We start from the raw sequence: 23,498 nt of genomic DNA on the forward strand, positions 1-23,498 counted from the left end.
TACTACTTTCTATTTATTTTAGTTATGTGGGGTACGTTAGTTTTAATTCCACATTGCTTGGTTAAACTGTTCTAATACCTCAGTAACAGGTTTTTCAAACAGTTTATTTGCACGCTTAATGCCGCCTTGGTGTTGAAAAACACCTTGGCTTAAAGCTGCTTCATCCACAATGGTGGTGGCTTTCATCTGTTCTGCAATCAGTGTTAGCCAATCACGCTGTGGGGTTTTCCAAGGTTGGCTATTCATAATCTTTTCTAGGGCTTTATCTACACGTTGCTCCCATGGTATTAACGCCTCGCCCAATGCTGCTTGACGTATAAAGCCTATAATGCGAGCGGCGATTTCTTCTTGCTTAATTTCTTTCCAAGCTGTTTGCAGGTCTTTTTCTCGGAAGTGATTCAAATCTAACTCAACCGCTAAGGCTTTCAAACTTTGTCGGGTTAAGGCCCATGGTTTATTGATTACGGTTTGAATGGCGATCAAACGATTGCTATTGGCATTTACAAAGTCTTTAAATGCATTCAAATAGTCTTCTGGCTTTTGGCCTTCTCCGTAGCCTGTGGTGATCTGCGTAACTTGATCTTCACCATCGTGAATTACCACCTGTGATTTAAAGCTGCTATTGCCCGTGGCTTTTTGGTCTAATATCTCTGCAAGGCTAGGGTTATTGGTAAACCATTCAGCCACTTGTTCTAATGACATGGCTTTAAGTGTTTTGGCAAAATCGGATGGTGATTGGCCAACTATGGTTTCAAATTTTGAAGCTTGTTCGTCAGTTAAAAAGTTCTTTTTAACTTGCAACTTGGCAAGAAACTGTCTTTTAGCGAGTTCTTGTAAATCTGGCGCATGGCTTTGCATCATTTCGGTGGCAAGTTCGCTAAAGCTAATATCAACATTGGTTACCACAGGTTTCATTGTGTTAACCGCTTCTAATTGCTTGTAAATATCTACAGCATCGTAAATTCGGAAAGGGCCTTTGCCTATCTCTGGGCATAAACGTGTGGCTCTACCAAGCATTTGTTCAAATAAAATCCGGCTATTAACTCTGCGCAAAAAGACGAGATTACAGATTTTAGGGACATCTACACCCGTGGTTAGCAAATCAACCGTAACAGCGATATTCGGTAAACGATCATTTTTAAAGCTACGAATTTTTGCCAGTGGCTTGTCACTTGTCCCAGTGATTTTTTGTACAGTGTCGTCTTCAACTTCACCATGATAATTCTCAATGGCGGCTTTAAGTGCTTCGACAACTTCATCCGCATGTTTATCGGTCACACAAAACACCAGCGTTTTAGCTTCTGAGTATGGATTAATCGAATCACTCTCGATTAGCCATTTGCTGACCACTGCGGTGAACTCAGGCGCTATGACTTTACGGTTAAAGTCAGCAACATCAAAATTCAACTCGTCTGGAGTATTATATGTTTCGATACTATTTTTTTCGGCATCATAAACTTTTACTTCTTGGTTTACTTGATATTTGATGCCCTGTTCGGCCAGTTTGGTATGAATGCGAATCGGGGGCAAGTGGTCGTTTAGATATCCATCAACAACGGCTTCTGTATAGCTATAAGTAAAAACTGGTGGGCCAAAAATTTCTGTAGTGTGTAATGCTGGGGTGGCTGTTAATCCAATCTTGAATGCGTCGAAATACTCAATAACGCTTCGATATTTAGATTGATAGTCCTTTTGATCTCTAAATAATATTTCAATATCACTCAATTGTTGATCGAGTAAATATCCACGGTGACATTCATCAACAACAATACAATCATATTGACCAACTCCTGGCTTGTTGTCTCTATCGTCTGGATAAAGTAAGCGTTTGACTAGCCCTTGTACTGTTGCAATATGCACTTTTGTGCCATCGTCTGGGATTGGTTTTACTGATTTATTCTGCGCTATACCCATAACTTCGAAGGTATCCGCGAAAGTGTTGAGATTTTCTAAGCGAACTTCTGAAAAGTCATCTGTTGCTTGTATGCCGAGTGCTGAGCGATCAACAAGAAACAGGATTCGGCGAAAACGCTCGGATTTAAGCAGTCGATAAATCATGGCAATGGCGGTTTTGGTTTTACCTGTGCCTGTGGCCATGGCTAGTAGTGCTGTTTGTTTTCCGTCCTTGATACTATTTTCTACAGCTTTAATTGCATCAATTTGGTAATCACGCAGGGTTAAGTTGTAATCAAACGCCATTTCATCCAACTCAGCTTGTGCCTTCTGAGGTGTTTGGCGAAGATAGGTTTTAATTTCTTGTGGGGTATACCAGCCTTTAAGGGCTTTACGGCGGTTAGCGTTATCCCTTATATCTAAAAACCAAATGCCACTCTCTTGCTCTAGCTGTTTTAGATACGGACGGCCATTCGTTGCAAAAGTCAGTGGCACTTTAAAATCACCGTATGTGGTTTCAATAGTTAAGCAATTCTGCGCTTGCAACCCTTTGGCGTAACGTTTGGCTTGATCGATACTGCTATAAATATTTTTTGCATTTTTCTTTGCTTCAACCACCGCTACTGGGGTTAGTCCTATAAAGAGGACGTAATCTGCAGGGCCAGAATCTGTTGGCCATTCAGCAATAGCGCGGTTTTTATTGGGAATAGGGCGAGCACCGTTAGCATGTTTTAGATTTACGCTGTCAGCTTCCCAGCCAGCTTCAATTAATTGTTGGTCAATCAAAACACGTGTTTCAGCTTCATTAAGTTGTAGTGTTGATTTTTCTACGTAACTAATTTTTGCGGCTTGTTGTTGTTTCTCTAACCCATTGAAAAGAGAGAAATAAGCTATATTAGCCGCATCCATCTTAGCTCTGTATTCAGCTAGCTTTTCTTCATGTTGTATGGCTAATTCTTCCCAAACTTTACTTTCGCTGGCCATTTGCTCGGCGCGTTGTTTCTCTGCTTGCGCTTTATCCGCTTCTAGTTGTTTAAGTTGATCAGCAAGTGCCAGACGTTCTTCGGCTGATTTATTTTTCTTTTGAAGTTCAAGTATTGCCTCTTCAAGCTGACGTACTGTTTCTGAAGGATCAACTGGCTTTACAAAGTTTGTTTTTTTGAAGCCAGCGGCTTTGTCTCCACCAAAAGTTATATGAAACCACTGACACAGAGCATGCCCTACTTGCAATGCATTCAGCGCATCTCGATGGCTTGAGCTTGTTATATCGTGAGCAGCAGAGTTTCCTAATTTTCTTAATGTATGAAATGCGTCTTTGATTTGGGTATCAAGTCTGAGTGTGTAATCAAGATTTCTTAAAAGATCAACTTGTTTAATCTCACTTCCTGATTCAACTCCAACGCGTGAGGCTATTGTTTTGGCAAGCTCTTCACCTAACTGACGCATTTTGATTAGCGTTGTATTAGGGTCCGGCGAAAAGCACATCTCTGCTGTTTCTACCAAACGCACTAAAAGCTCATCATGATGTTTTAGAAAAGAAAAGTTATTGCTGGCCATTTTTATCCGGTCTTGTTTTAATAATTTGGCTAAATTTTTACATTAAATTTATGATTTTCTTAAGGTTTTATTTGATCAGAAATCATAGTTTATTAACTTTAACTCATCTGTTAATTGGAGATCAAGTTTGCAATCGGGAGTAATTAGTTTACTAATGGATAGCTAATTAATTGGCAATTCAGCCCAATGAATTTATTTGGACACTGATGGGTTGCCAACAAAGAAAGACACGCACTCCTGGCGATGTCTGCATACACAGCTGCAGAGGCATCTGAAATTATGGCTGCTGCAATGTCCAATGAAGTTAGGTTTATTGCTAGGATGCTACTAAACTACAAAATTGGGATATGGACTGGTGGGGCAATTGAAGTGCACGTAGGGATTGGAAAAAATGACTCTGAAAGAGTGGCGTTTGTGAACACTGCGACTTTGGAAGGTAATTTGAATCATGCTGCTACCCCACAAGAATTAGTCAACTTGGCTAATTGGATTTGAATTTAGCAGGTGAAATGTTAAAAAAGGCCAAGGTTTAAACCTTGGCCTTTTTTATTGTTCAATATGGGCAACGACCCATGACGTAATGCGCCAACTCAACACGAAATATGCTTAATTTTTGTCAAAAAAACACTAGAAATTAGGGGTATTTTCTCTTAATTTAGCACCATTTTAGCACCAGTTACATGGTGTTTTATGGCACCAGATGGTCTAAGTCTTTGATTTGTATGGTGCGCCCGGCGGGAGTCGAACCCACGACCCTTGGCTTCGGAAACCAATACTCTATCCAGCTGAGCTACGGGCGCAATCCTGCCATTATAGCAAATTAAGTGCGGCTGGCTTCGCTTGTCGCCGCTCAATTTTTAGGTGTGTTTGATTCAAAGCGTTTCTCGTTGTTACTTAAACTTGATCTTTTTGATCAAGTTAGTTTCGCCTCTGTAGTAATAGGCTTCGTATGAGATTTTCTTCAGAGAGTAGACTTTTTCAATGACAATCTTGTCAGCGCCTATATTCTGCGCGTTTACATGGGCTTGTCTTGGCGCGTCCAGCGCTGTGAATGGAATAATTCTTTCAAATTCAAAGCCTTCGCCGTATTTGAACTCAATGGTGTAGATTAAATCATCCCAGTTTAGCGTGGCGTCATAGCCCTTGGAGACGCGGACGATGTGTACGTTGGGGTCGTGTGCTTCTTGAATGCGGATGATGGCACTGTTGAGCAAGACGACGCCTGACAAGACCATGGCACCGTAGCCGACTTTGCTGAAGAGGCTGATGGAGATTTTAGGTAGCACGTATTTCATCAGGTAGGTGGCTGCGACGGCGGCAATGGCAACAAGCAAGCCGATGGTGAGTGCTTTTAGCGTAAATAATCCGAAATAGGCATATAGGCCCAGTTTGACGATGTGCAGAAAAATCTCATTGGCTGCGCGGGTGGCGATGATTTCTTCTTTGCTGAGCCCGTATCTGAGGTAAACACCATTGAACAAGACGCCGACTGCGCCGGTGAGGGCGGAGATAAAGCCTGCGAGAAAACCGATGAATTTAAGAAAGTGGTTGGATAGCGCGGGTTTGTCTGCACTGGGGGCGGCGGTTTTTTTGAAGAGGTAGGGCAGGTTGCAGACCAGAAAAATGGCCATGCACAGCTCGATGTACATCGGGGCCAGGTAGCTGAGTAGCCAGGCGCCGACGATCACCCCCAGTAAGGCGAGGGGCAGAAAGTGCCTGACGATACGCCAGTTAATGTGCTGGAAGAACAAATAGAGCTTGGTCAGTGAACTCACTGAGGTGCCTACCGATAGCGCCGCTGGCACCTGAGACGCCGGGAGCACGTGGCCCAGAATGGGGATCAGTAACAGGCCTGCTCCGCCGCCGCAAACCATACTGATTGCAAACGCGATGAAGGCAATGAGGAAAACATTTAAATAAATCATGTGGGGCAGGGTAGGCGTTATGTTTGTGGTTGCATTTGAAACGCTTAAATCATAGCCCAAATGCCTGGGCTTTTAGTAAGCATCTATAAAAAAGCGGCAGTCGTTTGGCGGGCAGGGGGTTGGCGCTCACCTTGCCTTGACTCGGGGAGCGTACTAAAGGTTGCAATAATCGTGTCATAGAGCGTGACTATGCTTGGCTGATAAATCTAAACATATGAGGATATAGCACGATGAAAGCCATGATTTTAGCTGCGGGGAAGGGCACTCGCGTTCGGCCACTGACTTATGATTTACCCAAGCCGATGATTCCGGTGCTGGGCAAGCCAGTGATGGCTTATCTGGTGGAGCACCTGGCATTGCATGGGGTGGCGGATATTATGGTCAATGTCAGTTATCTGCACAAAAAGATTCAGGATTACTTTGAGGATGGTCATCGTTTTGGCGTGAATATCGGCTACTCGTTTGAGGGGGATATTGTGGATGGCCAGGTGGTGCCGCATGCAGTGGGCTCAGCCGGTGGCATGCGCAAGATTCAGGACTTTAGCGGCTTTTTTGATGAAACCACGATTGTGTTGTGCGGGGATGCGATTATTGACCTGGACATTACGCGTGCGGTGAAAGAGCACAAGGAAAAAGGCGCACTGGCGAGCTTGGTGACCATGCAGGTGCCCATGGACAAGGTGTCTGGCTATGGTGTGGTGGTGACCAACAATGAAGGGCGCATTATCTCGTTTCAGGAGAAGCCTAGCCAGCTGGAGGCGCGCTCTAACTGGGCGAGTACCGGCATTTATATTTTTGAGCCGGAGGTGCTGGACTTGATCCCTTCTGGCAGCGAGTTTGATATTGGCTCGGACTTGTTTCCTTTATTGGTGCAAAAAGGGTTGCCGTTTTACGCGATCCAGCATCCGTTTAACTGGATTGATATTGGCGTAGTGACCGATTACTGGCTGGTGATGCAGCAAATGATGCAAGGCTTCTTCCCGTCGATGCCGATTCCGGGCAAGCAGGTGAAACCGGGTGTGTGGGTGGGCCTCAATGTGCATATTGACTGGGAGCACACGCAGATTGAGGGGCCGGTATACATTGGTTCTGGTAGCCGGATTGATAAAAATACCCGCATTGTTGGCCCAACCTGGATTAACTCGGGTTGCCATATCCAGCGCGACAGTACGGTGATCCGCTCCATTTTGTTTGATTACACCCGCATTGCGCAGGGCTATGAAATTGTTGAGCGCATCGTCTGTGGCGAGTATTGCGTAGACCGTAATGGCCGCATGGTGCATATGGATGATGACAGTTGCGACATTATCTGGACTGATGCACGGGAAAAAGTGGTGTATCCGCAAAACTACGCTTATGCGAGGTTGTAATTTCAGCGCGGTTTGATTTTACATGACTAGTCCGTTTTCATTTGATTGACATTTAACTGTCAAGGATTTGTCATGCATGATGCCTATGCTTTTCTCACTTTTTGAGGAGAGTATACACATGAAAAAAATGACTTTAATGATTGGCTTGCTAGTGAGCAGCATGGGCGTGGCTGAGGCTGCAACCAGTTATCAGATTAGCAAAGAATGGACCTTTAGCCATAGTGGGAGTGGTTATTTGTCTGAAATTCCGGCATTTGATGCCATGACCAATACTTTATGGGTCGCAGGCGTCAAAGGCGTAGATGTTTTGAATGCGGCTACAGGCAGCCTGGTGCAGCATATTGACACCAGTAGCTTCGGTAACATCAATAGCGTCAGCATCAGCAATGGCATGGCGGCATTTGCCATCGAAAACAGTGCACGTACTCAACCGGGGATTGTGCAGTTATATAACACCACAACCAGAAGCCTTGCATCTGGAACTAACACATTTACGGTCGGTGCATTGCCAGATATGCTGACTTTTACGCCGGATGGCAGCAAGATTTTGGTTGCCAATGAAGGGACGCCAGATGTGTATGGCACACGTAAAGGCAGCACGGTGCCACGCGTATTCAATCCGGCAGCCAATGATCCAGTCGGTAGCGTGACTATTATTGATGTAACCAAGCGTAGCGTGGCTGCCACTGCGACCTTGTCTGGAGTGCCTACTTCAGGTAGCCATATTCGCAATAATACTGGCATGGATTATGAGCCTGAGTATATTGCGGTCAGTGCAGATGGCAGCAAGGCTTACGTGACCCTTCAAGAGGCGAATGCCATCGGCATTTTGGACATGAACACCAATTCATTTACCCAGGTGGTTGGCTTGGGTGCCAAAGACTTCAGCCTGCCGGGCAACAGCATAGACCCGCTTAACAATGGTAGCGTTAATTTTATTAGCGCCAACGTAAAAGGGTTGTACATGCCTGACGGGATCGCGACTTACAACGTTGCTGGCAAGGACTACTTGGTGACTGCGAACGAAGGTGATTTCCGTGAGGATGACGGTGATCGTTCTAATGCCAGTTCATTAGGCGCGACTGGGGATTTGGCCAATATCCGAGTATCAAACACCGATTCATCTGCGGGCGATCTGTACGCCGCGGGCGCGCGTTCTTTCAGCATCCGTAATGCCGATGGTAGTCTGGTTTATGACAGTGGCGATATCCTTGATAAAGAAGCTTTTGCACGTGGGATTTATGATGACGCCCGTAGCCGCGACAAAGGGGTTGAGCCAGAAGGTGTGGACTTGTTTACCCTGGGTGGCCGTACCATCGCTGCTATCGGTTTGGAGCGAACCCTGAAAGGGGCCGTAGCGCTGTTTGATATCACTGATCCTACCAAAGTCAGCTTTATTGATATGATTGTCTCAGACGGCGACAAAGCGCCAGAAGGCTTGGTTGCGTTTGAAAAAGCCGGACAGATTTTCCTGGCGTTCTCGAATGAAAGCTCTAACACCACTTCCTTGTTCAAGGTCAGTGCTGTCCCTGAACCCGGCTCCGCAGCGATGCTGGGGATGGGGTTGCTCTCATTGGCGATGTTGCGTCGTCGACAAAAGTAGTACGGTTTTATCTGTGCGAATGTCAGCCGGGTCTGGGAATCAGCCCGGCTGTTTGTTTTGCATGGCAGTAAATACCGGTGCGCGTTTCCTGTCTGGCGGTTCTGCGCTATAATCACGTGGAAAATTTTTCTAACGCAACGGGATGCAGATATGTCGGGTTACAATCAGAGTTCAAGCATTAAAGAGTTAATTATTGCCATTCCAGGCGCCATTATTGCTTTCACATTGCTGGTTTCGCTGCTGGCATATCTTTTTGGCGTGTTTGGTGCCGAAAAAGCGGCCCCAAGCAAAGAAGCGGCTGAAGCAGCAGAGCAAAAAGTGCTCGCCAATATTGCCCCGGTTGCGACAGTGGCCGTGGCTGAAGCAGGTGGCGCGCACGTTGAAAAGAGTGGTGAAGAGATTGTTAAAGGCGTGTGTATCGCTTGCCACGGTGTGGGTGCCTTGGGTGCGCCAAAAATCGGTAATGCCGGTGACTGGGGTCCACGTATTGCACAAGGCTATGAAACCTTGGTAAAACATGCCATCGAAGGGATTCGTAGCATGCCAGCGCGCGGCGGTAATGCAGAATTGACTGACCACGAAGTCGCGGATGCGGTGGCCTATATGGCGAATCAGGCAGGGGCCAAATTTGATCCTGCCAGCTTGAAAAAATAAACAGCATTATTGCGATAAGCCGCTTGAATCTCAAGCGGCTTTTTTATTGGTCAGGGCGCTTCTACACCTTCAAATCGCTCAGCCAGGCAAGGCGCGAATGAAAAAATTTGATGCTGCATATAGTTGATATGGCAGGAGAAATTTCTTTGTGTGCAATGCCGTATCGCGACGGAAGTTGAGTGTGTAGCAGTGCCCGTAAATCGATTTCAGATAGGTGCATAGCCATGGCGAGATACGCAATTGGTGACCTGCAAGGTTGCTATCATTCTTTTATGCAGTTGCTGGCAAAGCTAAACTTTGCGCCTGGGCGCGACCAGTTGTGGCTGGTTGGCGATTTGATCAACCGCGGCACGGGATCACTACCGGTATTGCGCTGGTTATATGCGCATCGCGAGCATATCAAGGTGGTGCTGGGTAACCATGATTTGCATGCCATTGCCGTCGCACACGCCGTGCGGCCACCGCATCGCTTTGACACTTTAGCGCCTTTATTGGCAGCCGAGGATGGCGAAGCGTTATTACACTGGTTGCGGCATCAACCATTGATGGTGCTGGAAGACGACTATGCCATGATACATGCCGGCTTGTATCCGCAGTGGTTGTTGCCGCAAGCGAGGGCGCTGGCTGCCGAGGTTGAGGCGGTGTTGCAATCGCCCGACTATCTGGGCTTTTTGCAACAGATGTATGGTAATCAGCCTGCCGCCTGGCACGCGGACTTGACCGGCATGGACCGCTTGCGGGCGATTACCAATGCGCTGACCCGCATGCGTGTGGTGGATGCGGCCGGCGCGATGGAGTTCGCGTTTAAAGGCGAACTGTCTGAGCTACCGGCCGGGTATCTGCCCTGGTTTCAGGCGGCCGGTCGCCAGTCCGCCCAGGCCAAGCAGCCCATCCTGTGTGGGCACTGGTCAGCGTTGGGCCTTTATCAAGCGCATGGCGTGATCGCGCTGGACACCGGTTGTTTATGGGGGCGAGAACTGACGGCATACGCCCTGGACACTGGCGAGGCGACGCAGGTGGCGCTGGATCCGCGTGATCAGCCGCCCGGCCTGGGTGGCGATTAGTCCGGGGCTGGGGGTGGAACTCTGGTGGGTGATCCTGGCCGCTTTTGGGGCGGGCGTGGTGGATGCCATGGTGGGCGGCGGTGGGCTGGTGACCGTCCCCGCTTTGCTAACCAGCTTTCCGAATACCGCGCCGGTGCTGTTGCTTGGCACCAATAAGTGTTCCAGTGTGTTTGGCACCAGTGTTGCCGCATGGCGCTATAGTCGGCATGTGCGTCTGGATTGGGCCTGGTTAGTCCCTGCAATGCTGGCTGCATTTTTAGGCGCCTGCCTGGGGGCATGGACCTTGACCTGGGTCGCGCCAGATTTTTTGCGCAAGCTATTGCCAGCGGTGTTGTTGCTGGTGTTGGTTTATACGCTCAAGTTTCCGCAGTTTGGGGTCGAACAGGGTGCCCGGGGCCACAGTGTGCGGCAGCGATGGATGATTGCGTTGGCCATTGGGAGCAGCATCGGCTGGTATGACGGTTTCTTTGGACCAGGCACCGGCAGCTTTTTTATTTTTATGCTGGTGCGTTTTCTCGGCCAGGATTTTTTGCATGCTTCTGCCTCTGCCAAAGTGTTAAACGCCAGTACCAATCTGGCAACGTTAGCGGTGCTGGGCTGGAGCGGTGCAGTCTGGTGGCAACTGGGCTTGGCCATGGCGGCCGCCAATATCGCGGGCAGCCTGCTAGGGAGTGCATTGGCGTTAAAGCATGGAACCACGCTGGTGCGCCGGGTGTTTGTGGCAGTTGTGACGCTTTTGCTGCTTAAAACGGCCTGGCAGGCATATGTCTAACGATGGGCTGAGCTATCACGGTCAGGCTTGCTTTTGCACCGCTGGTTCGCTGACGGTTTCAGGCACGGTCGCCCAGGGTAAGCGCGCCATGATTTCATTTCTTGCCTGGCTGGCCAGCGTTTGCCGGTCTAGCAGGCGCGCCTCTATCGGCGCACAAAAATGCAAATGCACTTTGGGTGACTGCATGTTCAGAAAAGACAGCATGGATTCGATCATGCTGGTTTCGCCGGCATACGCTGCTGCCAGGTTAGGGCTGCCGTCAGGCATGGGATAGTGGATCGCAATCGGGATCACCGTCGCCTCTGCATCAATCGCGGCCTGAATCAGGCTACTTTTAAACGGTAATACTTGCTGTCCATCGGTGGTGGTGCCTTCGGGAAACACGCACAGATTGTCCCCCAGTTTCATCGCCTGCGTGACTACTTTCAGCACGCGTGCCGCATCACGTTGGCGTGTCCGGTTAATAAAAATGGTGCCAGACTTTTTGACCAGATAGCCAAACACTGGCCAATCCTTGATTTCGACTTTTGCGACAAAACGCACTGGAATCAGGCTGTTCAAGGCATGGATATCTGACCAGGAAATATGGTTGGCAACAAACAGCACATGCTTGGACTGCGGCGCCGGGCGTACGCCGCTCACCGATAACTGCAGGTTAAAACAGCGCAATAGTTTGGCACACCACCAGCGAATCAACTGCTCGCGGCCACGACGGCCACACACAGGCAACACGAGCGTTGCCAATGTGAGTCCGGTGAGTGTGTGGAGAAAAATGCGGGCGGTGCGCCAGCAGAAGGTAAGAAAATTTGTTTTTGGCAAGTTATTTCAAGAAATGCGCAGCATATCTGGGATTGATTCTGGATAAAGGTAACAATACCAGCATATCGGCTGTATTAAAAGCCGGATCCCAGGCAGGTTCGCCACAAATATAAGCCCCCAGGCGCAAATAGCCTTTCACCAATGGTGGGCAGGTCACTTCGAGTGACTGATCCAGGGCCTCGATCGGCAATGGATGGTGCGGAAACACACGATATTCCGCGGGAGAGAGATAGTCTTCTCGCAGGCTGTTGAACAGCGAGGCAGCGGTGTGGCCGCCATCGTGCATGGAAATGCTGGCGCAACCGATCATGTATTCATACTGGCGGGCCATCATGTATTTGGCCAGGCCTGCCCACAACATGGTGATGGTGCCACCGGTGCGATAATCGGCATGCACACAGGCACGGCCCACTTCTACCATCCGGTCAGACAAGGGAGCCAGACGGCTCAAATCAAACTCTCCGGCAGAGTAGTAACCGCCTGCCAGCATGGCCTGCATCGGGTTCAGGATGCGGTAAGTGCCCACCACTTGCTGCGTGGCATCATCGCGGACCAGCAAGTGATCGCAAAAGGCATCGAAGCCGTCTACATCAAGGCCATTCTGGCTCTTGATCTGCGCGCCCATTTCTTCAGCAAACACCTGATAGCGCAAGCGTTGCGCTTCCATGATTTCTTCTGCGGTTGTTGCCAGAGCAACACTCAGCGTTGAGTTGACTTTACGGTTGTTCTCGGTAGTTGGCTGAACTTCGGCTTGATATAGGCCATGTTCCTGCAAATTGCGTTCTAACATCACGCGACTCCTTGGTTGAGGTTTAGGGTGATATTAGAAGTGTCACATGAATGATTGGTGACGTTCACATGACAATTCTGTGACGTTGACTATGGTGGCGGACATGCCCCATGCACTAATAAAAAGAGCAGCCAAGGCTGCTCTTTTTAATCACCACACCCCAGAAGGTGATGGTTGCTATGCGGCGCTTAACGCCAGCTTCTGTTAGTGGGAAACGCGTGAGGTGCCGCCGTTTTCAACGATGCGTACACGGTCGCCCGCATTAAACTGTTCGTCCGCTTCCTGCACGATGGCCACCAGGCCGCCGCCATCCAGTTTGACGGTGATTTCCAGTGCGTTTTTGCGGGTGACGGCTTCTTCGGCGGCTGAACCAGCCAGGCCACCGGCGACGGCACCAATGACAGCTGCAATCGCGCTGCCGCGACCACCGCCCACTGAGCTGCCAGCAATCCCACCAATTGCCCCCCCTGCGATCGTGCCGACGGGGGACTTGGTGCCTTCAAGTTTGACGGCACGCACGCTTTCCACTACCCCGGTTTTCACCGTTTGTGCTCTGCGTGCTTCATCACGCGAATACACACTACCAGAGTTAGAGCTCGCGCACGCGGCCAGAATGCCGGTGACCAATACGACAGCAAGCCATTGCAATACACGTGTTTTCATTTTTTTCTCCAATATTGAACAAGCTTCTTTTAATGGGTAGCCTGGCCCAGACTAGGATCCTCTTTCAGGGCATCCTGTACCAGGGCGTGACTGTAAATGTTTTCAATCTCGGCACGGCTCGGCTGATGATTCTGCCCGCCACGGCTCGCAATCTTGATCGCGCCCATGGTAGACGCCAGCCGGCCACAGGCTTTCCAGTCCCAGCCACGCACAATGCCATACAACAGGCCAGCACGGTAAGCATCGCCACATCCTGTTGGGTCTACGACCTTATCTGCTCTAACGCACGGAATGTCATGGCGTTGACCGTCAGCATAAATATGCGAGCCCTCGCTACCCAGGGTCACAATCAAGGCTTTGACCTTGGCCGCCAGTTGTTCCAGACTGAGCCCTGTTTTGTCTTGGATGACTTGTGACTCGTAATCGTTCACTGCCAGATAGTCAGCCATTTCAATAAAGTGCATGAGCTCTTCGCCATTAAACATCGGCAAGCCCTGGCCCGGATCAAACATGAAGGGGATCCCGGCCTCATGGCACTCTTTTGCGTGCTGGAACATGGCATCGCGACCATCCGGGGCAATGATGGCCAAGGCGATATCTTTGGCGTCGTTCACGCTGTTGGTATGCGCATATTGCATGGCCCCGGGGTGAAACGCGGTAATCTGGTTATCATCCATGTCGGTGGTGATAAATGCTTGAGCAGTGTAGGTGCCGGCAATCGCCTTGATGTGCTGCGTATCAATATGATGCTGGTTCAGCCATGCCTCATAGGGGGCAAAGTCATCCCCGGTTGTCGCCATGATCTGCGGCTGGCCTTCGAGCAATTGCAGGTTGTAGGCAATATTGCCCGCGGTGCCGCCAAATTCGCGGCGCATTTCAGGGACCAGAAATGCCACGCTCAGTTTATGAATTTTGTCTGCCAGAATATGATTTTTAAACTGGTCAGGGAACACCATGATGGTGTCGTAGGCGAGTGAGCCGCAAATAAGAATTTTCATGAAGTGAATACGGGGTTGGATAAAAGTAGGGCTATTATTGCTGTGCGCCAGCAGTGTGGCAAGTGTTACGAGCGGCTAAGAGTGGTCAGGACTGCTTGATGGCCAGATCAATCAGCGTTTTGGCGGCCTTTTTGGCAGACTTGATCGCGCCTGAGCCGCGTTTGATTTGCTCGGCCTGTACGGCACCTTCAAATAGAATGGAGAGTTGCAGCGCCAGGCCTTCGGCATCTTTGATATTGGCTTCTTGTGCCAGCTTGGTAATAAATTGCCTGAATTCACGGGACTGTTGCGAAGACAGCTGATGAATCCGGTTTTCTTCATTGGGGAATTCGGCGGAAGCCTTGATAAAAGCGATCCCGGTGAACGAGGGGGAAGTCACCCACTCTTCAATAAATTCAAACAGTTTTTGGATTTTTTCATTTGGGCTGCCACCAAGACCGCCCAGTTTTTCATTCATCCAGTCCTGAAAGTCCTGATGGCTCTGTTGCAACACGGCCAGAATCAGTTCTTCCTTGTTTTCAAAATACTTATAAAGCGTCATTTTGGTGGTGCCTGCGACAGCCACAATCGTGTCTACCCCCGTGGAATTAATGCCACGCGTCTGGAACAGATCCGTCGATACCTGCAAAATTTTTTGCTTGAGCGCATTCATGCCTAAAATTATAACACCCTATACAAGTTTGTATACCCCCAGAACTTTCAGCCAGGGAACAAATCCTATTGTTTGACTTTGCTTGCCGTGTTAAATATACTATACCGTATAGTATACATTTATGGTCAATTTATTTACAATGTACTTCATCTACAACAAGGAGAAAATCATGCGTCAATTATTATTAGCTAGCCTGTTCGCCCTCTCAAGCACGGCATTTGCGGCCGAGCCACTGTATGTCGTTAAATCTGTGGAGCTGAATCAGCCGGTAGACGTGGTCTGGAAAAAAGTCTCTGACTTTGGCGATTTGGGTGCCTGGCATCCAGCCGTTGCCAAAACCGAGATCGTTTCGGGTAAAAATAACAGCGTGGGCGCTAAACGCGTGCTGACGCTCAAGGATGGCGGCAAAGTGAATGAAACACTGACTGCTTACAATCCAAAACAGAAAAGCTATGGCTACAAAATCACTGATGGCGTGTTGCCTGTGAATGACTACGCATCCACCGTGAGTGTGCATAGCAATGGGGATGGCAAGTCTGTGGTGGTGTGGGAAAGTCATTTCTTGCCAAAAGCGCCTGCAGATGAAAAAGCAGCCTCTGACGCGATCAAAGGCGTTTACGATGGTGGTTTGAATCAGCTTAAAACCCTGTTCCAATAAATCAGCGTTTGCTTTAAAAAAAGCCGTCACGAGCAGTGGCGGCTTTTTTGTTGTGCAATGACGGCCTGTTTTATTGTCAGGCAGTCTACTGTCTGGAGTTGGCCATCAGTTTGGGCGTGTAATTGCACTGCACCTGATCAAGCAGCTGGTTGACCAGTACTTGTTCGTCGCGGTTGGTTGTGACGTGACCATTGATGATGTTTTCGATGTAAACGCTTTTCAAGCGTTCTGGCAGTTGAATCGCTTCGATCAGTCGGCAATCGCCATGTTTCATGGTTTCGAGGCGGCTGTAAATGGCTGCGGTTTCGGTGGGACTGGCCTCGAATGATAACGGGCGGGGCGGAGGCTGATGCACCGCTGCGGTCTGGAGGCTGGGCGCGGATTCGAGCTGCATATGCCAGTAATAACCGCCCACGACGCCACAGACCAAGGTGACCGCCACCACGCCATAGTTGCGGATGGCCAGCCAGTCGATTTGCAGTTTGGTTTGCTCGTCGATAAGTGCTTTTGCTGCCTGTTTTGCATGTTGCAGGGCACTGGATTGTCTGTGTGCCAGCTTTTCCTGACAGGCGCTGAGTGCCATGAAATAGAGCTGGTTAGCGAGCATATCAGGCAGGCGCGCGCCTGCCAGTTGTGCCTGTGTGCTCAGGTATGCCTGCAGTCGCCCAGGCTGGGTCGATGTTGTCGCGGGCGTGGTTTGCGCCTCTGCGAGCGGGCTGGAGAGCAAGTCATCCAGAATGATGAACAAGCCTAGCAGCTTGTGCGCGGCCTGCTTGCCGGACTTGTCCAGCATGGTTATCAGCCAATCTGATTGTAATAATGCGTGCAACATACCGGCTTAAAATGGCTTGACGACCACCAGAATCACCACGGCGAACAGGATCAGCACCGGGACTTCATTAAACCAGCGAAACCAGACATGACTACGCTTGTTTTGCTGCGCATGAAATTGTTTAAGCAGTTTGCCGCAATAGTGATGGTAGCCGATCAGCAGGATGACCAGGGTCAGTTTGGCATGCATCCAGCCGCCAGTGATGCCGTAACCCAGCCATAACCATAAGCCAAATACGAGCGCCAGCAGCATAAGGGGCTGCATGAAACGGTAAAGTTTTTGCGCCATGAGCAGCAAGCGCGCATAGGCGTGAGTTTCTGTTTCCATCGCCAGGTTGACGTAGATACGGGGCAGGTAAAACAGGCCGGCGAACCAACTGGTGACAAAAATAATATGTAGCGCTTTGACCCACAACATTTAGCTGGCTTTCTGATTCAGGAGTTTGCGTAATTCGGCAAAGTTAAGTTCGCCTATGGTTTTCTGGATGCGGTTGCCGTTGCCGTCAAAGATAAAGGTGGTCGGGGTCAGGTTGACATTACCAAACGCCTTGACCATTTCGCCGTAACCGTCATGCATGACGGCAAACGGCAGCGCTTTTTCCTGGGTGTAATTGAGCACTTGCGCAGGCGGGTCGTAGGGCATCGCCACGGCAATCACCACCAGGTTTTTGTCTTTGTATTGCTGGTAAGTGTGGATGAGGTCAGGCATCTCCTTGATGCAGCCAGAGCAGTCTGTTGCCCAGAAGTTGACCAGCACCGTTTTGCCGCGCAGGCTTTGCATGCTGATTTTCTGGCCATCCAGCGTGGTGAAGGTGACTTCTGGTGCCTGCGGTTTTTGCATGACAGCAAATACCAGGCCTGCGATGAGCGCCAATGCAACTATTGCTACGCCCCATGTTCTGAATATTGATTTCAACTTAGCCTCTTAAAAAACGGATGACTCAAAAATGCACGCTAAAAACCATAGGCCGTGTAACGTGTTTGTGCTGTATACGACATGGTATAATTGACTTTTGTTTTTGATAAATTATCAATGAACGCACCTGTCAACGCAGATTTGTTAAAGCGCAATTCTACCCCTCTCGCACGATTACGCGAAATTCCGTACAACTATACCTCCTTCTCTGACCGCGAAATCGTCATCCGGTTTCTCGGCGAAGAAATCTGGGAAATCCTTAATGTGCTGCGCGCCGAGCGTAAAACGGGCCGCAGTGCGCGCATGCTGTTTGAGGTGTTGGGCGATTTGTGGGTGGTGTCACGCAACCCTTATCTGCAAGATGACCTGCTGGAAAACCCCAAGCGTCGCAAGGCCTTGATCGAGGCGCTATATCATCGTATTGCTGCCATTCAAGAACGTAGCGGTGGCAATGAAAAAGTACAAAAACTGGTCTCTGCTGCGACCAAAGCGGTAGAGAAGTTTGCCGATGATTTCAAGCAAACGGCCGACTTACGCAAAAAAGCCCTGGCCAAACTGACCAAATACACTCGCAAAGACAATGTGCAGTTTGATGGCTTGGCGCGTGTCTCACATGTGACAGACGCGACCGACTGGCGCGTCGAATATCCATTTGTGGTGATCAACCCGGATACTGAAGCCGAGATCTCTTATCTGGTGCGCGCCTGTATCGAATTGGGTCTGACCATTATTCCACGTGGGGGCGGAACGGGTTACACGGGCGGCGCGGTACCGTTGACGCCATTGTCTGCAGTCATCAATACTGAGAAACTGGACCAACACTCAGGTGTGCAAATGCGCACCTTGCCCGGCGTCTCCCGTCAGGTGGCTACGATTGAGTGCGGCGCGGGTGTGGTGACCCGTCGCGCCATGGATGCGGCTACCGCCGCCGGTCTGGAATTCGCCTGCGACCCGACCTCTGCCGATGCCTGTTGCATTGGCGGTAACGTCGCCATGAACGCTGGTGGTAAAAAAGCCGTGCTGTGGGGGACGGCGCTGGATAACCTCGCCTCATGGCGCATGGTGACGCCAGATGCGACCTGGCTGGAAGTGGAGCGTCTGGATCACAACCTGGGCAAAATTCACGATATTGACATGGCGCGCTTTAAAATCAGCCGCTACGACATCGACCATAAAAACCTGCTGTCCGAGCCTGAAATTCTTGAAATTCCGGGACCGAGCTTCCGTAAGGTCGGCCTGGGTAAAGACGTGACCGACAAGTTCCTGTCCGGCTTGCCTGGTGTGCAAAAAGAGGGCTGTGACGGCCTGATTACCTCTGCCACCTTTATTTTGCACCGCATGCCCAAACATGTACGCACCATTGCGCTGGAGTTTTTTGGCAATGTGTCGCACGCCGTGCCCGCGATTGTCGAGATCAAGGATTATCTGGACGCTACTGCCAAGCAAGACCCGTCGGTGATCATGGCCGGTCTGGAGCACATGGATGAGCGTTATGTGAAAGCCGTCGGCTATGCGACCAAGGCCGCACGCCAGCAACGGCCAAAAATGGTGTTGTTGTGCGATATCGCGTCTGATGATGAAAACGCCGTCGGTGAAGTGGCTTCTGCCGTAGTGCGCATGTGTAATGCACGTAACGGTGAAGGCTTTATTGCCGTCTCGGCCGAGGCCCGTAAAAAATTCTGGCTGGACCGTTCACGCACGGCAGCAATTGCCCGCCATACCAACGCCTTCAAGATTAACGAAGACGTGGTGATTCCATTGCCGCGCCTGGGCGAGTACTCCGACGGTATTGAGCGCATCAATATCGAGCTGTCTATCAATAACAAGCTGCGTCTGGTGGATGCGCTGGAAGCCTTTGTCGCTGGCGACCTGCCTTTGCAACCGGATGAAGACGGCAACTCTGACCCTGAAGGGGTCAAATCCAAACAAAACATTGCCTTGCAGTTGTTGCGTGATGTGCGTGCCAAATGGCGCCTGATTTTGAATACCCTGGACGAGCCCGTGTCTGTGCTGGGCGAGATGGGCAAGGCCTATGCCCAATATGAAAACGTGTTCCGCGCCGTGCAGTCTTACGATTTGCGCGTTTCCTGGAAGCGTGAGCTCAAGCGGCCAATGGCGGATATTTTTGCTGGCCGTGAATACCAGAAGATTCTGGACAAGCTGGATGAGATTCAGAAAACCGTGTTGAAAAGCCGCGTGTTTATCGCGCTGCACATGCACGCTGGTGACGGTAACGTGCATACCAATATCCCGGTTAACTCTGACGACTACGGCATGATGCAAGACGCCCACGCCGCTGTTGCGCGCGTGATGGCCCTGGCACGTAGCCTCAATGGCGTGATTTCTGGCGAGCATGGGATCGGTATCACCAAGATGGAGTTCCTGGATCAGGCCACCATTGATACCTTTGCTGCTTACAAAGCCAAGGTAGATCCCGAAGGCCGTTTCAACAAAGGCAAACTCATGATGGGCTCCGGGCTGGAAAACGCCTATACCCCCAGCTTTGGTTTGCTCGAGCAAGAGTCCATCATCATGGAGCAGTCTGCCATAGGCGAGATTGCCGATGATATTTCTGACTGCTTGCGTTGCGGCAAGTGTAAGCCGGTGTGTTCTACCCACGTGCCACGCGCCAATTTGCTGTATTCCCCACGTAACAAGATTCTTGGCACTTCCTTGCTGATCGAGGCCTTCTTGTACGAAGAGCAAACCCGTCGTGGCATTTCGCTCAAGCACTTTGACGAGTTCAACGATGTGGCTGACCATTGTACGGTCTGCCACCGTTGTGAAAAACCTTGCCCGGTCAATATTGACTTTGGTGATGTGTCCGTCAAGATGCGTAACTTCCTGCGCGAACAAGGCAAGAAGAAATTCAACCCTGGCACGGCTGCGGGTATGCTGTATTTGAATGCCAAAGATCCGGCCACCATCAAGTTCTTGCGTGCAACCATGATAGGCATGGGCTACAAGGCGATTAATATTGCTAACAGCCTGGCCAAGAAGTTTGGCCTGCTCAAGGACAAAAAAGCACCACCGGCGACGGTGGGCAAGCCAGAGATCAAGGCGCAGGTGATTCACTTCATCAACCGGCCGATGCCGAAGAAAATGCAGTCCAAGACCTCACGTGCCATGCTGGGCGTGGAAGATGACACCATGATTCCGGTCATCCGCAACCCGCAAAAGGTGAATGAGGATTCGGAAGCCGTATTCTACTTCCCAGGCTGCGGCTCCGAGCGCCTGTTCTCTAACGTCGGCCTGGCGACTCAAGCCATGTTGTACGAGGTGGGCGCGATTACGGTCTTGCCGCCAGGCTACCTGTGCTGCGGTTACCCGCAAACAGCCTCAGGCAACCACGACAAGGGGCAGGAAATCACGGCGGACAACCGCGTGCTGTTCCACCGCGTCGCCAACACCCTGAACTACCTGGATATCAAGACTGTGATTGTGTCTTGCGGCACCTGTATGGATCAGTTGCAGAAATACGAGTTCGAGAAGATTTTCCCGGGCTGCCGTCTGCTCGACATCCACGAGTACCTGATGGAAAAAGACATGCGCCTGCAAAGCGTGACCGGTACGCGTTATATGTATCATGACCCATGCCACTCGCCGATGAAGACTTACAAGCCATTGGAAGTCACCAACAAGCTGATGGGCACCGAGGTGGCGTTGAACGACCGCTGCTGCGGTGAGTCAGGCACTTTTGCTGCGGCGCGTCCTGATATTGCCACCCAGGTTAAATTCCGCAAACAGGAAGAGCTGGAAAAAGGCATGGAGAAAATGGGCTTGACCGTGGGCGCCCCCGAGCAGCCAGTCAAAATCCTGACGTCTTGCCCAAGCTGCCTGCAAGGTCTGTCACGCTATGGTGATGACACTGGCATTGAAGCTGACTACATTGTGGTGGAAATGGCCAAGCACGTGCTGGGTGAAAACTGGATGGAAAATTACATCCAGAAGGCCAATAACGGTGGCATTGAGAAAGTATTGCTGTAAACCCACAAACCCCGCGTAAGCGGGGTTTGTTTAAGTGGCGGCGTATCGTGTCAGTGCAAAGGGTTTATGATTGTCGCGCTTTGACATAGACATAAATCCCTGCCCAAATCATGACCACTAAAATCACAGCAATCACGATAAAACTCATTAAACCGTAGTCAGTCGATAACAAATCAATCAAAATTTTCATGGGTTTCCTCCAGTAAGCGAATCATGTTGCACGCAATGAATCTGTAGAGGATTTTGAACCCTTATGACATCATGGTTTTTGATGTAACGCAAAAGTCATGTCAGCGACACCTGGTGACTGTATTGTCTGGCAGTCACTGCTGGCAAAATGCAACGATAGAGTTGGAAAATTAAAAGTTCAGGAATCAAACGGATGAATGTTTACTCGCTGCTTAAACCTCTGCTGTTTCAACTGGATGCAGAGCAAGCACACGATATTACTTTGCAATCGCTCAAACGTGCAGAAAAGCTCGGCCTGCTCACGCTCGCCGCCTGCCGTTTACCTGCACAACCGACGCAGGTCATGGGCCTCACGTTTCCCAACCCGGTCGGCCTGGCGGCCGGGCTGGATAAAAATGCCGCTGTGATTGACGGCATGGCCGCGCTAGGCTTTGGCTTTATTGAGGTGGGCACCGTCACGCCACGCCCGCAGCCTGGCAACCCCAAACCACGCTTGTTCCGTTTGCCACAAGCCGAGGCCATTATTAACCGCTTTGGCTTTAACAACCTCGGTGTCGATCAACTGATCCAGAATGTGAAGGCGTCCAAATTCAAAGGCATCCTGGGCATCAATATCGGCAAAAATTTCGATACGCCGAACGACCGTGCCGCTGAAGACTACCTGAGCTGCATGCGGAAGGTGTATAACTATGCCAGCTATATCACGGTAAATATTTCCTCACCCAACACCAAAAACCTGCGCGCCCTGCAAGAAAAAGAGGCGCTGGGCCAACTGCTCGCGACGCTCAAAGCCGAGCAAAAAATCCTCTCGCAACTGCATGGCAAATATGTCCCCGTTGTGCTCAAAATCGCCCCCGACTTAACCACCGAGCAAGTGCAAGAAATCGCTGAACTGCTCATGCAGCACCAAATGGACGGCGTGATTGCCACCAACACCACTTTGTCGCGCGATGCAGTGGCCGGTTTGCCAAACTCAGAAGAGGCGGGTGGGTTGTCAGGCGCACCGGTAAAAGCGGGTTCTACACGCGTGATTCAAACACTGGCGGCCAGTTTGCAAGGCAGCCTGCCGATTATCGGCGTCGGTGGTATTCTCAATGGCGACGATGCCAAAGAGAAAATAGCGGCCGGTGCCAGCCTGGTTCAACTCTACAGCGGACTCATCTATAAAGGCCCGCAACTGATTAAAGACTGCCGCAAAGCGCTGGGAAACTTTAACTAAATGATTGATTGGGCGAATTGCGGCGTTACGCGGTACGCGAAATCCTCACGTACTATCTGTACGCTCCGGTTTCTGTGTTCCGTGCGCCTTGCACTTCATCACACTCAATCACTTATTTAAAGCTCCCTTGTTATCAGGCGCTTCTATAAATTCAAATTGCTAAGCCAGACAAGGCGCGATTAAAAATTGTGACGCCACATATAGTTGATATGTCAGGAGAAATTTTTTATGAGCAACGCAGTATCGCGACGGAATTTTAGTTTATAGAAGTGCCCATCAGAATGAAGCCCATCCTTTATTCTTACCGCCGCTGCCCCTACGCCATGCGCGCCCGTATGGCGATCTGGGCGGCGAATATTCAGGTAGAAGTGCGCGAGATTTCATTGCGTGAAAAACCTGCACATTTGCTACAGATTTCCCCCAAAGGCACCGTGCCGGTATTGCAATTGCCTGACGGCACTGTGCTGGAGCAAAGTCTGGATATTATGCAGTGGGCACTTGCCCAGAACGATCCTCAAGGTTGGTTGAATGCAGACCACGATGCAGTGAACGCGCTGATAACTATCAATGATGGTGAGTTTAAACAAGCACTTGACCGCTATAAATACCCTGACCGTTACCACGAGCAAGCGCAACTGGTTTATCGTGAACAAGGTGAGCAGTTTTTGCAGAGGTTAGAAGCTGCATTAGAGCAGCATGACTATTTGCTTGGGGATAAACCTAGCATGGCCGATGTCGCCATATTTCCGTTTATCCGCCAGTTTGCAGCGGTTGATGCGGATTGGTTTGCCAGCAGCGCATATCCAAAATTGCGTGTCTGGTTAGAAGGGTGGTTGCAAAGCCCATTATTTGAAAAAGTGATGCAGAAGTTTCCAACTTACACACAGTAAATATTCCTGTTGAAATAATATTGTGTTAGAGTTTCCATGGAAAGGAAT

General features: G+C 50.0%; 21 protein-coding genes and 1 tRNA gene. 10 read left to right on the forward strand and 12 right to left on the reverse strand.

The genetic code is table 11. The features are described 5' to 3' along the window. Positions 1–42: 42 nt before the first annotated feature. Entirely contained in the window at positions 43–3,450 is a 3,408-nt protein-coding gene (hsdR, locus tag AACH41_RS03065) for a type I restriction-modification system endonuclease (protein ID WP_338656678.1), read from the reverse strand. A 243-nt stretch (positions 3,451–3,693) separates the two neighbouring features. Here hsdR and AACH41_RS03070 point away from each other — a divergent pair, with 243 nt between their 5' ends. After that, positions 3,694–3,945, forward strand: a complete 252-nt coding sequence (locus AACH41_RS03070; RefSeq protein WP_338656680.1) for a hypothetical protein — start codon at positions 3,694–3,696, stop codon at positions 3,943–3,945. A gap of 228 nt (positions 3,946–4,173) precedes the next feature. On the opposite strand, the gene AACH41_RS03075 is transcribed toward AACH41_RS03070, so the two are convergent. Both AACH41_RS03075 and AACH41_RS03080 read right to left on the reverse strand, forming a co-directional pair. Then, positions 4,174–4,250, reverse strand: a tRNA-Arg gene (locus AACH41_RS03075). A gap of 90 nt (positions 4,251–4,340) precedes the next feature. Next, on the reverse strand, positions 4,341–5,375 hold the full coding sequence (locus AACH41_RS03080) for a sulfite exporter TauE/SafE family protein (RefSeq protein ID WP_194749438.1): 1,035 nt from the start codon (positions 5,373–5,375) through the stop codon (positions 4,341–4,343). Between the two features lie 230 nt (positions 5,376–5,605). Between AACH41_RS03080 and AACH41_RS03085 the strand changes: the two genes are divergently transcribed. From AACH41_RS03085 to AACH41_RS03105, 5 genes are all read left to right on the forward strand, one after another. Continuing rightward, on the forward strand, positions 5,606–6,745 hold the full coding sequence (locus AACH41_RS03085) for an NDP-sugar synthase (protein ID WP_338656683.1): 1,140 nt from the start codon (positions 5,606–5,608) through the stop codon (positions 6,743–6,745). 118 nt (positions 6,746–6,863) lie between these two features. Continuing rightward, on the forward strand, positions 6,864–8,348 hold the full coding sequence (locus AACH41_RS03090; protein ID WP_338656685.1) for a choice-of-anchor I family protein: 1,485 nt from the start codon (positions 6,864–6,866) through the stop codon (positions 8,346–8,348). 150 nt (positions 8,349–8,498) lie between these two features. After that, the gene (locus AACH41_RS03095) at positions 8,499–9,002 is read left to right on the forward strand and encodes a c-type cytochrome (protein WP_194749441.1); all 504 of its coding nucleotides are present in this window, start codon (positions 8,499–8,501) and stop codon (positions 9,000–9,002) included. Positions 9,003–9,226: 224 nt separating this feature from the next. Continuing rightward, positions 9,227–10,066 (forward strand): symmetrical bis(5'-nucleosyl)-tetraphosphatase, encoded by an 840-nt coding sequence (locus tag AACH41_RS03100; RefSeq protein ID WP_338656687.1) that lies wholly within the window; start codon positions 9,227–9,229, stop codon positions 10,064–10,066. Further along, positions 10,035–10,838 carry a TSUP family transporter gene (locus AACH41_RS03105; protein WP_338656688.1) on the forward strand — a complete coding sequence of 268 codons (804 nt, stop codon included), beginning with the start codon at positions 10,035–10,037 and terminating at the stop codon, positions 10,836–10,838. Before AACH41_RS03100 ends, AACH41_RS03105 begins: the two co-directional genes overlap by 32 nt. A 21-nt stretch (positions 10,839–10,859) precedes the next feature. On the opposite strand, the gene AACH41_RS03110 is transcribed toward AACH41_RS03105, so the two are convergent. From AACH41_RS03110 to AACH41_RS03130, 5 genes are all read right to left on the reverse strand, one after another. Further along, positions 10,860–11,582 (reverse strand): lysophospholipid acyltransferase family protein, encoded by a 723-nt coding sequence (locus AACH41_RS03110; RefSeq protein ID WP_275356734.1) that lies wholly within the window; start codon positions 11,580–11,582, stop codon positions 10,860–10,862. Between the two features lie 76 nt (positions 11,583–11,658). Beyond that, positions 11,659–12,447, reverse strand: a complete 789-nt coding sequence (locus AACH41_RS03115; RefSeq protein WP_338656690.1) for a GNAT family N-acyltransferase — start codon at positions 12,445–12,447, stop codon at positions 11,659–11,661. 204 nt (positions 12,448–12,651) lie between these two features. Further along, positions 12,652–13,110 carry a glycine zipper 2TM domain-containing protein gene (locus AACH41_RS03120; RefSeq protein ID WP_194749444.1) on the reverse strand — a complete coding sequence of 153 codons (459 nt, stop codon included), beginning with the start codon at positions 13,108–13,110 and terminating at the stop codon, positions 12,652–12,654. 29 nt (positions 13,111–13,139) lie between these two features. Then, positions 13,140–14,108 (reverse strand): carbohydrate kinase family protein, encoded by a 969-nt coding sequence (locus AACH41_RS03125; RefSeq protein WP_194749445.1) that lies wholly within the window; start codon positions 14,106–14,108, stop codon positions 13,140–13,142. A gap of 85 nt (positions 14,109–14,193) precedes the next feature. Then, positions 14,194–14,760, reverse strand: coding sequence for a TetR/AcrR family transcriptional regulator (locus AACH41_RS03130; RefSeq protein ID WP_194749446.1), 567 nt, complete (start codon positions 14,758–14,760; stop codon positions 14,194–14,196). Between the two features lie 169 nt (positions 14,761–14,929). On the opposite strand from AACH41_RS03130, the gene AACH41_RS03135 reads away from it, so the two are divergent. After that, positions 14,930–15,418, forward strand: a complete 489-nt coding sequence (locus AACH41_RS03135; RefSeq protein WP_194749447.1) for an SRPBCC family protein — start codon at positions 14,930–14,932, stop codon at positions 15,416–15,418. Positions 15,419–15,503: 85 nt separating this feature from the next. Here the strand turns inward: AACH41_RS03135 and AACH41_RS03140 are convergent, their stop codons facing one another. The 3 genes from AACH41_RS03140 to AACH41_RS03150 are packed head-to-tail and all read right to left on the reverse strand — an operon-like array spanning position 15,504 to position 17,090. Next, complete coding sequence (locus AACH41_RS03140) at positions 15,504–16,211, reverse strand: hypothetical protein (RefSeq protein ID WP_338656692.1); 708 nt, start codon at positions 16,209–16,211, stop codon at positions 15,504–15,506. Positions 16,212–16,256: 45 nt separating this feature from the next. Further along, positions 16,257–16,667: a CopD family protein gene (locus AACH41_RS03145; RefSeq protein WP_338656693.1), complete on the reverse strand. Its 411-nt coding sequence runs from the start codon at positions 16,665–16,667 to the stop codon at positions 16,257–16,259. Then, positions 16,668–17,090 carry a TlpA disulfide reductase family protein gene (locus AACH41_RS03150; RefSeq protein WP_313987144.1) on the reverse strand — a complete coding sequence of 141 codons (423 nt, stop codon included), beginning with the start codon at positions 17,088–17,090 and terminating at the stop codon, positions 16,668–16,670. A 192-nt stretch (positions 17,091–17,282) separates the two neighbouring features. On the opposite strand from AACH41_RS03150, the gene AACH41_RS03155 reads away from it, so the two are divergent. Then, a complete protein-coding gene (locus AACH41_RS03155; RefSeq protein WP_338656695.1) occupies positions 17,283–21,152 on the forward strand; it encodes a DUF3683 domain-containing protein in 3,870 nt (1,289 codons plus the stop codon). A 64-nt stretch (positions 21,153–21,216) separates the two neighbouring features. On the opposite strand, the gene AACH41_RS03160 is transcribed toward AACH41_RS03155, so the two are convergent. Then, the gene (locus AACH41_RS03160) at positions 21,217–21,342 is read right to left on the reverse strand and encodes a DUF3149 domain-containing protein (RefSeq protein WP_194749452.1); all 126 of its coding nucleotides are present in this window, start codon (positions 21,340–21,342) and stop codon (positions 21,217–21,219) included. A 192-nt stretch (positions 21,343–21,534) separates the two neighbouring features. Here AACH41_RS03160 and AACH41_RS03165 point away from each other — a divergent pair, with 192 nt between their 5' ends. Both AACH41_RS03165 and AACH41_RS03170 read left to right on the forward strand, forming a co-directional pair. Further along, positions 21,535–22,560 carry a quinone-dependent dihydroorotate dehydrogenase gene (locus tag AACH41_RS03165; RefSeq protein ID WP_338656696.1) on the forward strand — a complete coding sequence of 342 codons (1,026 nt, stop codon included), beginning with the start codon at positions 21,535–21,537 and terminating at the stop codon, positions 22,558–22,560. A 281-nt stretch (positions 22,561–22,841) separates the two neighbouring features. Then, positions 22,842–23,450, forward strand: coding sequence for a glutathione S-transferase (locus AACH41_RS03170; RefSeq protein ID WP_338656697.1), 609 nt, complete (start codon positions 22,842–22,844; stop codon positions 23,448–23,450). Positions 23,451–23,498: the final 48 nt, after the last annotated feature.

The organism is Methylophilus sp. DW102, from assembly GCF_037076555.1.
Lineage (GTDB): Bacteria > Pseudomonadota > Gammaproteobacteria > Burkholderiales > Methylophilaceae > Methylophilus > Methylophilus glucosoxydans.

Coding starts and splice junctions, on each gene's coding strand:
- AACH41_RS03120 (WP_194749444.1), bottom strand. CDS start 13,110: ATGAAAACACGTGTATTGCAATGGCTTGCTGTCGTATTGGTCACCGGC.
- AACH41_RS03150 (WP_313987144.1), bottom strand. CDS start 17,090: ATGCAAAAACCGCAGGCACCAGAAGTCACCTTCACCACGCTGGATGGC.
- AACH41_RS03160 (WP_194749452.1), bottom strand. CDS start 21,342: ATGAAAATTTTGATTGATTTGTTATCGACTGACTACGGTTTAATGAGT.
- AACH41_RS03140 (WP_338656692.1), bottom strand. CDS start 16,211: ATGCTGGACAAGTCCGGCAAGCAGGCCGCGCACAAGCTGCTAGGCTTG.
- AACH41_RS03145 (WP_338656693.1), bottom strand. CDS start 16,667: ATGTTGTGGGTCAAAGCGCTACATATTATTTTTGTCACCAGTTGGTTC.
- AACH41_RS03135 (WP_194749447.1), top strand. CDS start 14,930: ATGCGTCAATTATTATTAGCTAGCCTGTTCGCCCTCTCAAGCACGGCA.
- AACH41_RS03115 (WP_338656690.1), bottom strand. CDS start 12,447: ATGTTAGAACGCAATTTGCAGGAACATGGCCTATATCAAGCCGAAGTT.
- AACH41_RS03170 (WP_338656697.1), top strand. CDS start 22,842: ATGAAGCCCATCCTTTATTCTTACCGCCGCTGCCCCTACGCCATGCGC.
- AACH41_RS03085 (WP_338656683.1), top strand. CDS start 5,606: ATGAAAGCCATGATTTTAGCTGCGGGGAAGGGCACTCGCGTTCGGCCA.
- AACH41_RS03125 (WP_194749445.1), bottom strand. CDS start 14,108: ATGAAAATTCTTATTTGCGGCTCACTCGCCTACGACACCATCATGGTG.
- hsdR (WP_338656678.1), bottom strand. CDS start 3,450: ATGGCCAGCAATAACTTTTCTTTTCTAAAACATCATGATGAGCTTTTA.
- AACH41_RS03165 (WP_338656696.1), top strand. CDS start 21,535: ATGAATGTTTACTCGCTGCTTAAACCTCTGCTGTTTCAACTGGATGCA.
- AACH41_RS03080 (WP_194749438.1), bottom strand. CDS start 5,375: ATGATTTATTTAAATGTTTTCCTCATTGCCTTCATCGCGTTTGCAATC.
- AACH41_RS03155 (WP_338656695.1), top strand. CDS start 17,283: ATGAACGCACCTGTCAACGCAGATTTGTTAAAGCGCAATTCTACCCCT.
- AACH41_RS03100 (WP_338656687.1), top strand. CDS start 9,227: ATGGCGAGATACGCAATTGGTGACCTGCAAGGTTGCTATCATTCTTTT.
- AACH41_RS03070 (WP_338656680.1), top strand. CDS start 3,694: ATGTCTGCATACACAGCTGCAGAGGCATCTGAAATTATGGCTGCTGCA.
- AACH41_RS03090 (WP_338656685.1), top strand. CDS start 6,864: ATGAAAAAAATGACTTTAATGATTGGCTTGCTAGTGAGCAGCATGGGC.
- AACH41_RS03095 (WP_194749441.1), top strand. CDS start 8,499: ATGTCGGGTTACAATCAGAGTTCAAGCATTAAAGAGTTAATTATTGCC.
- AACH41_RS03130 (WP_194749446.1), bottom strand. CDS start 14,760: ATGAATGCGCTCAAGCAAAAAATTTTGCAGGTATCGACGGATCTGTTC.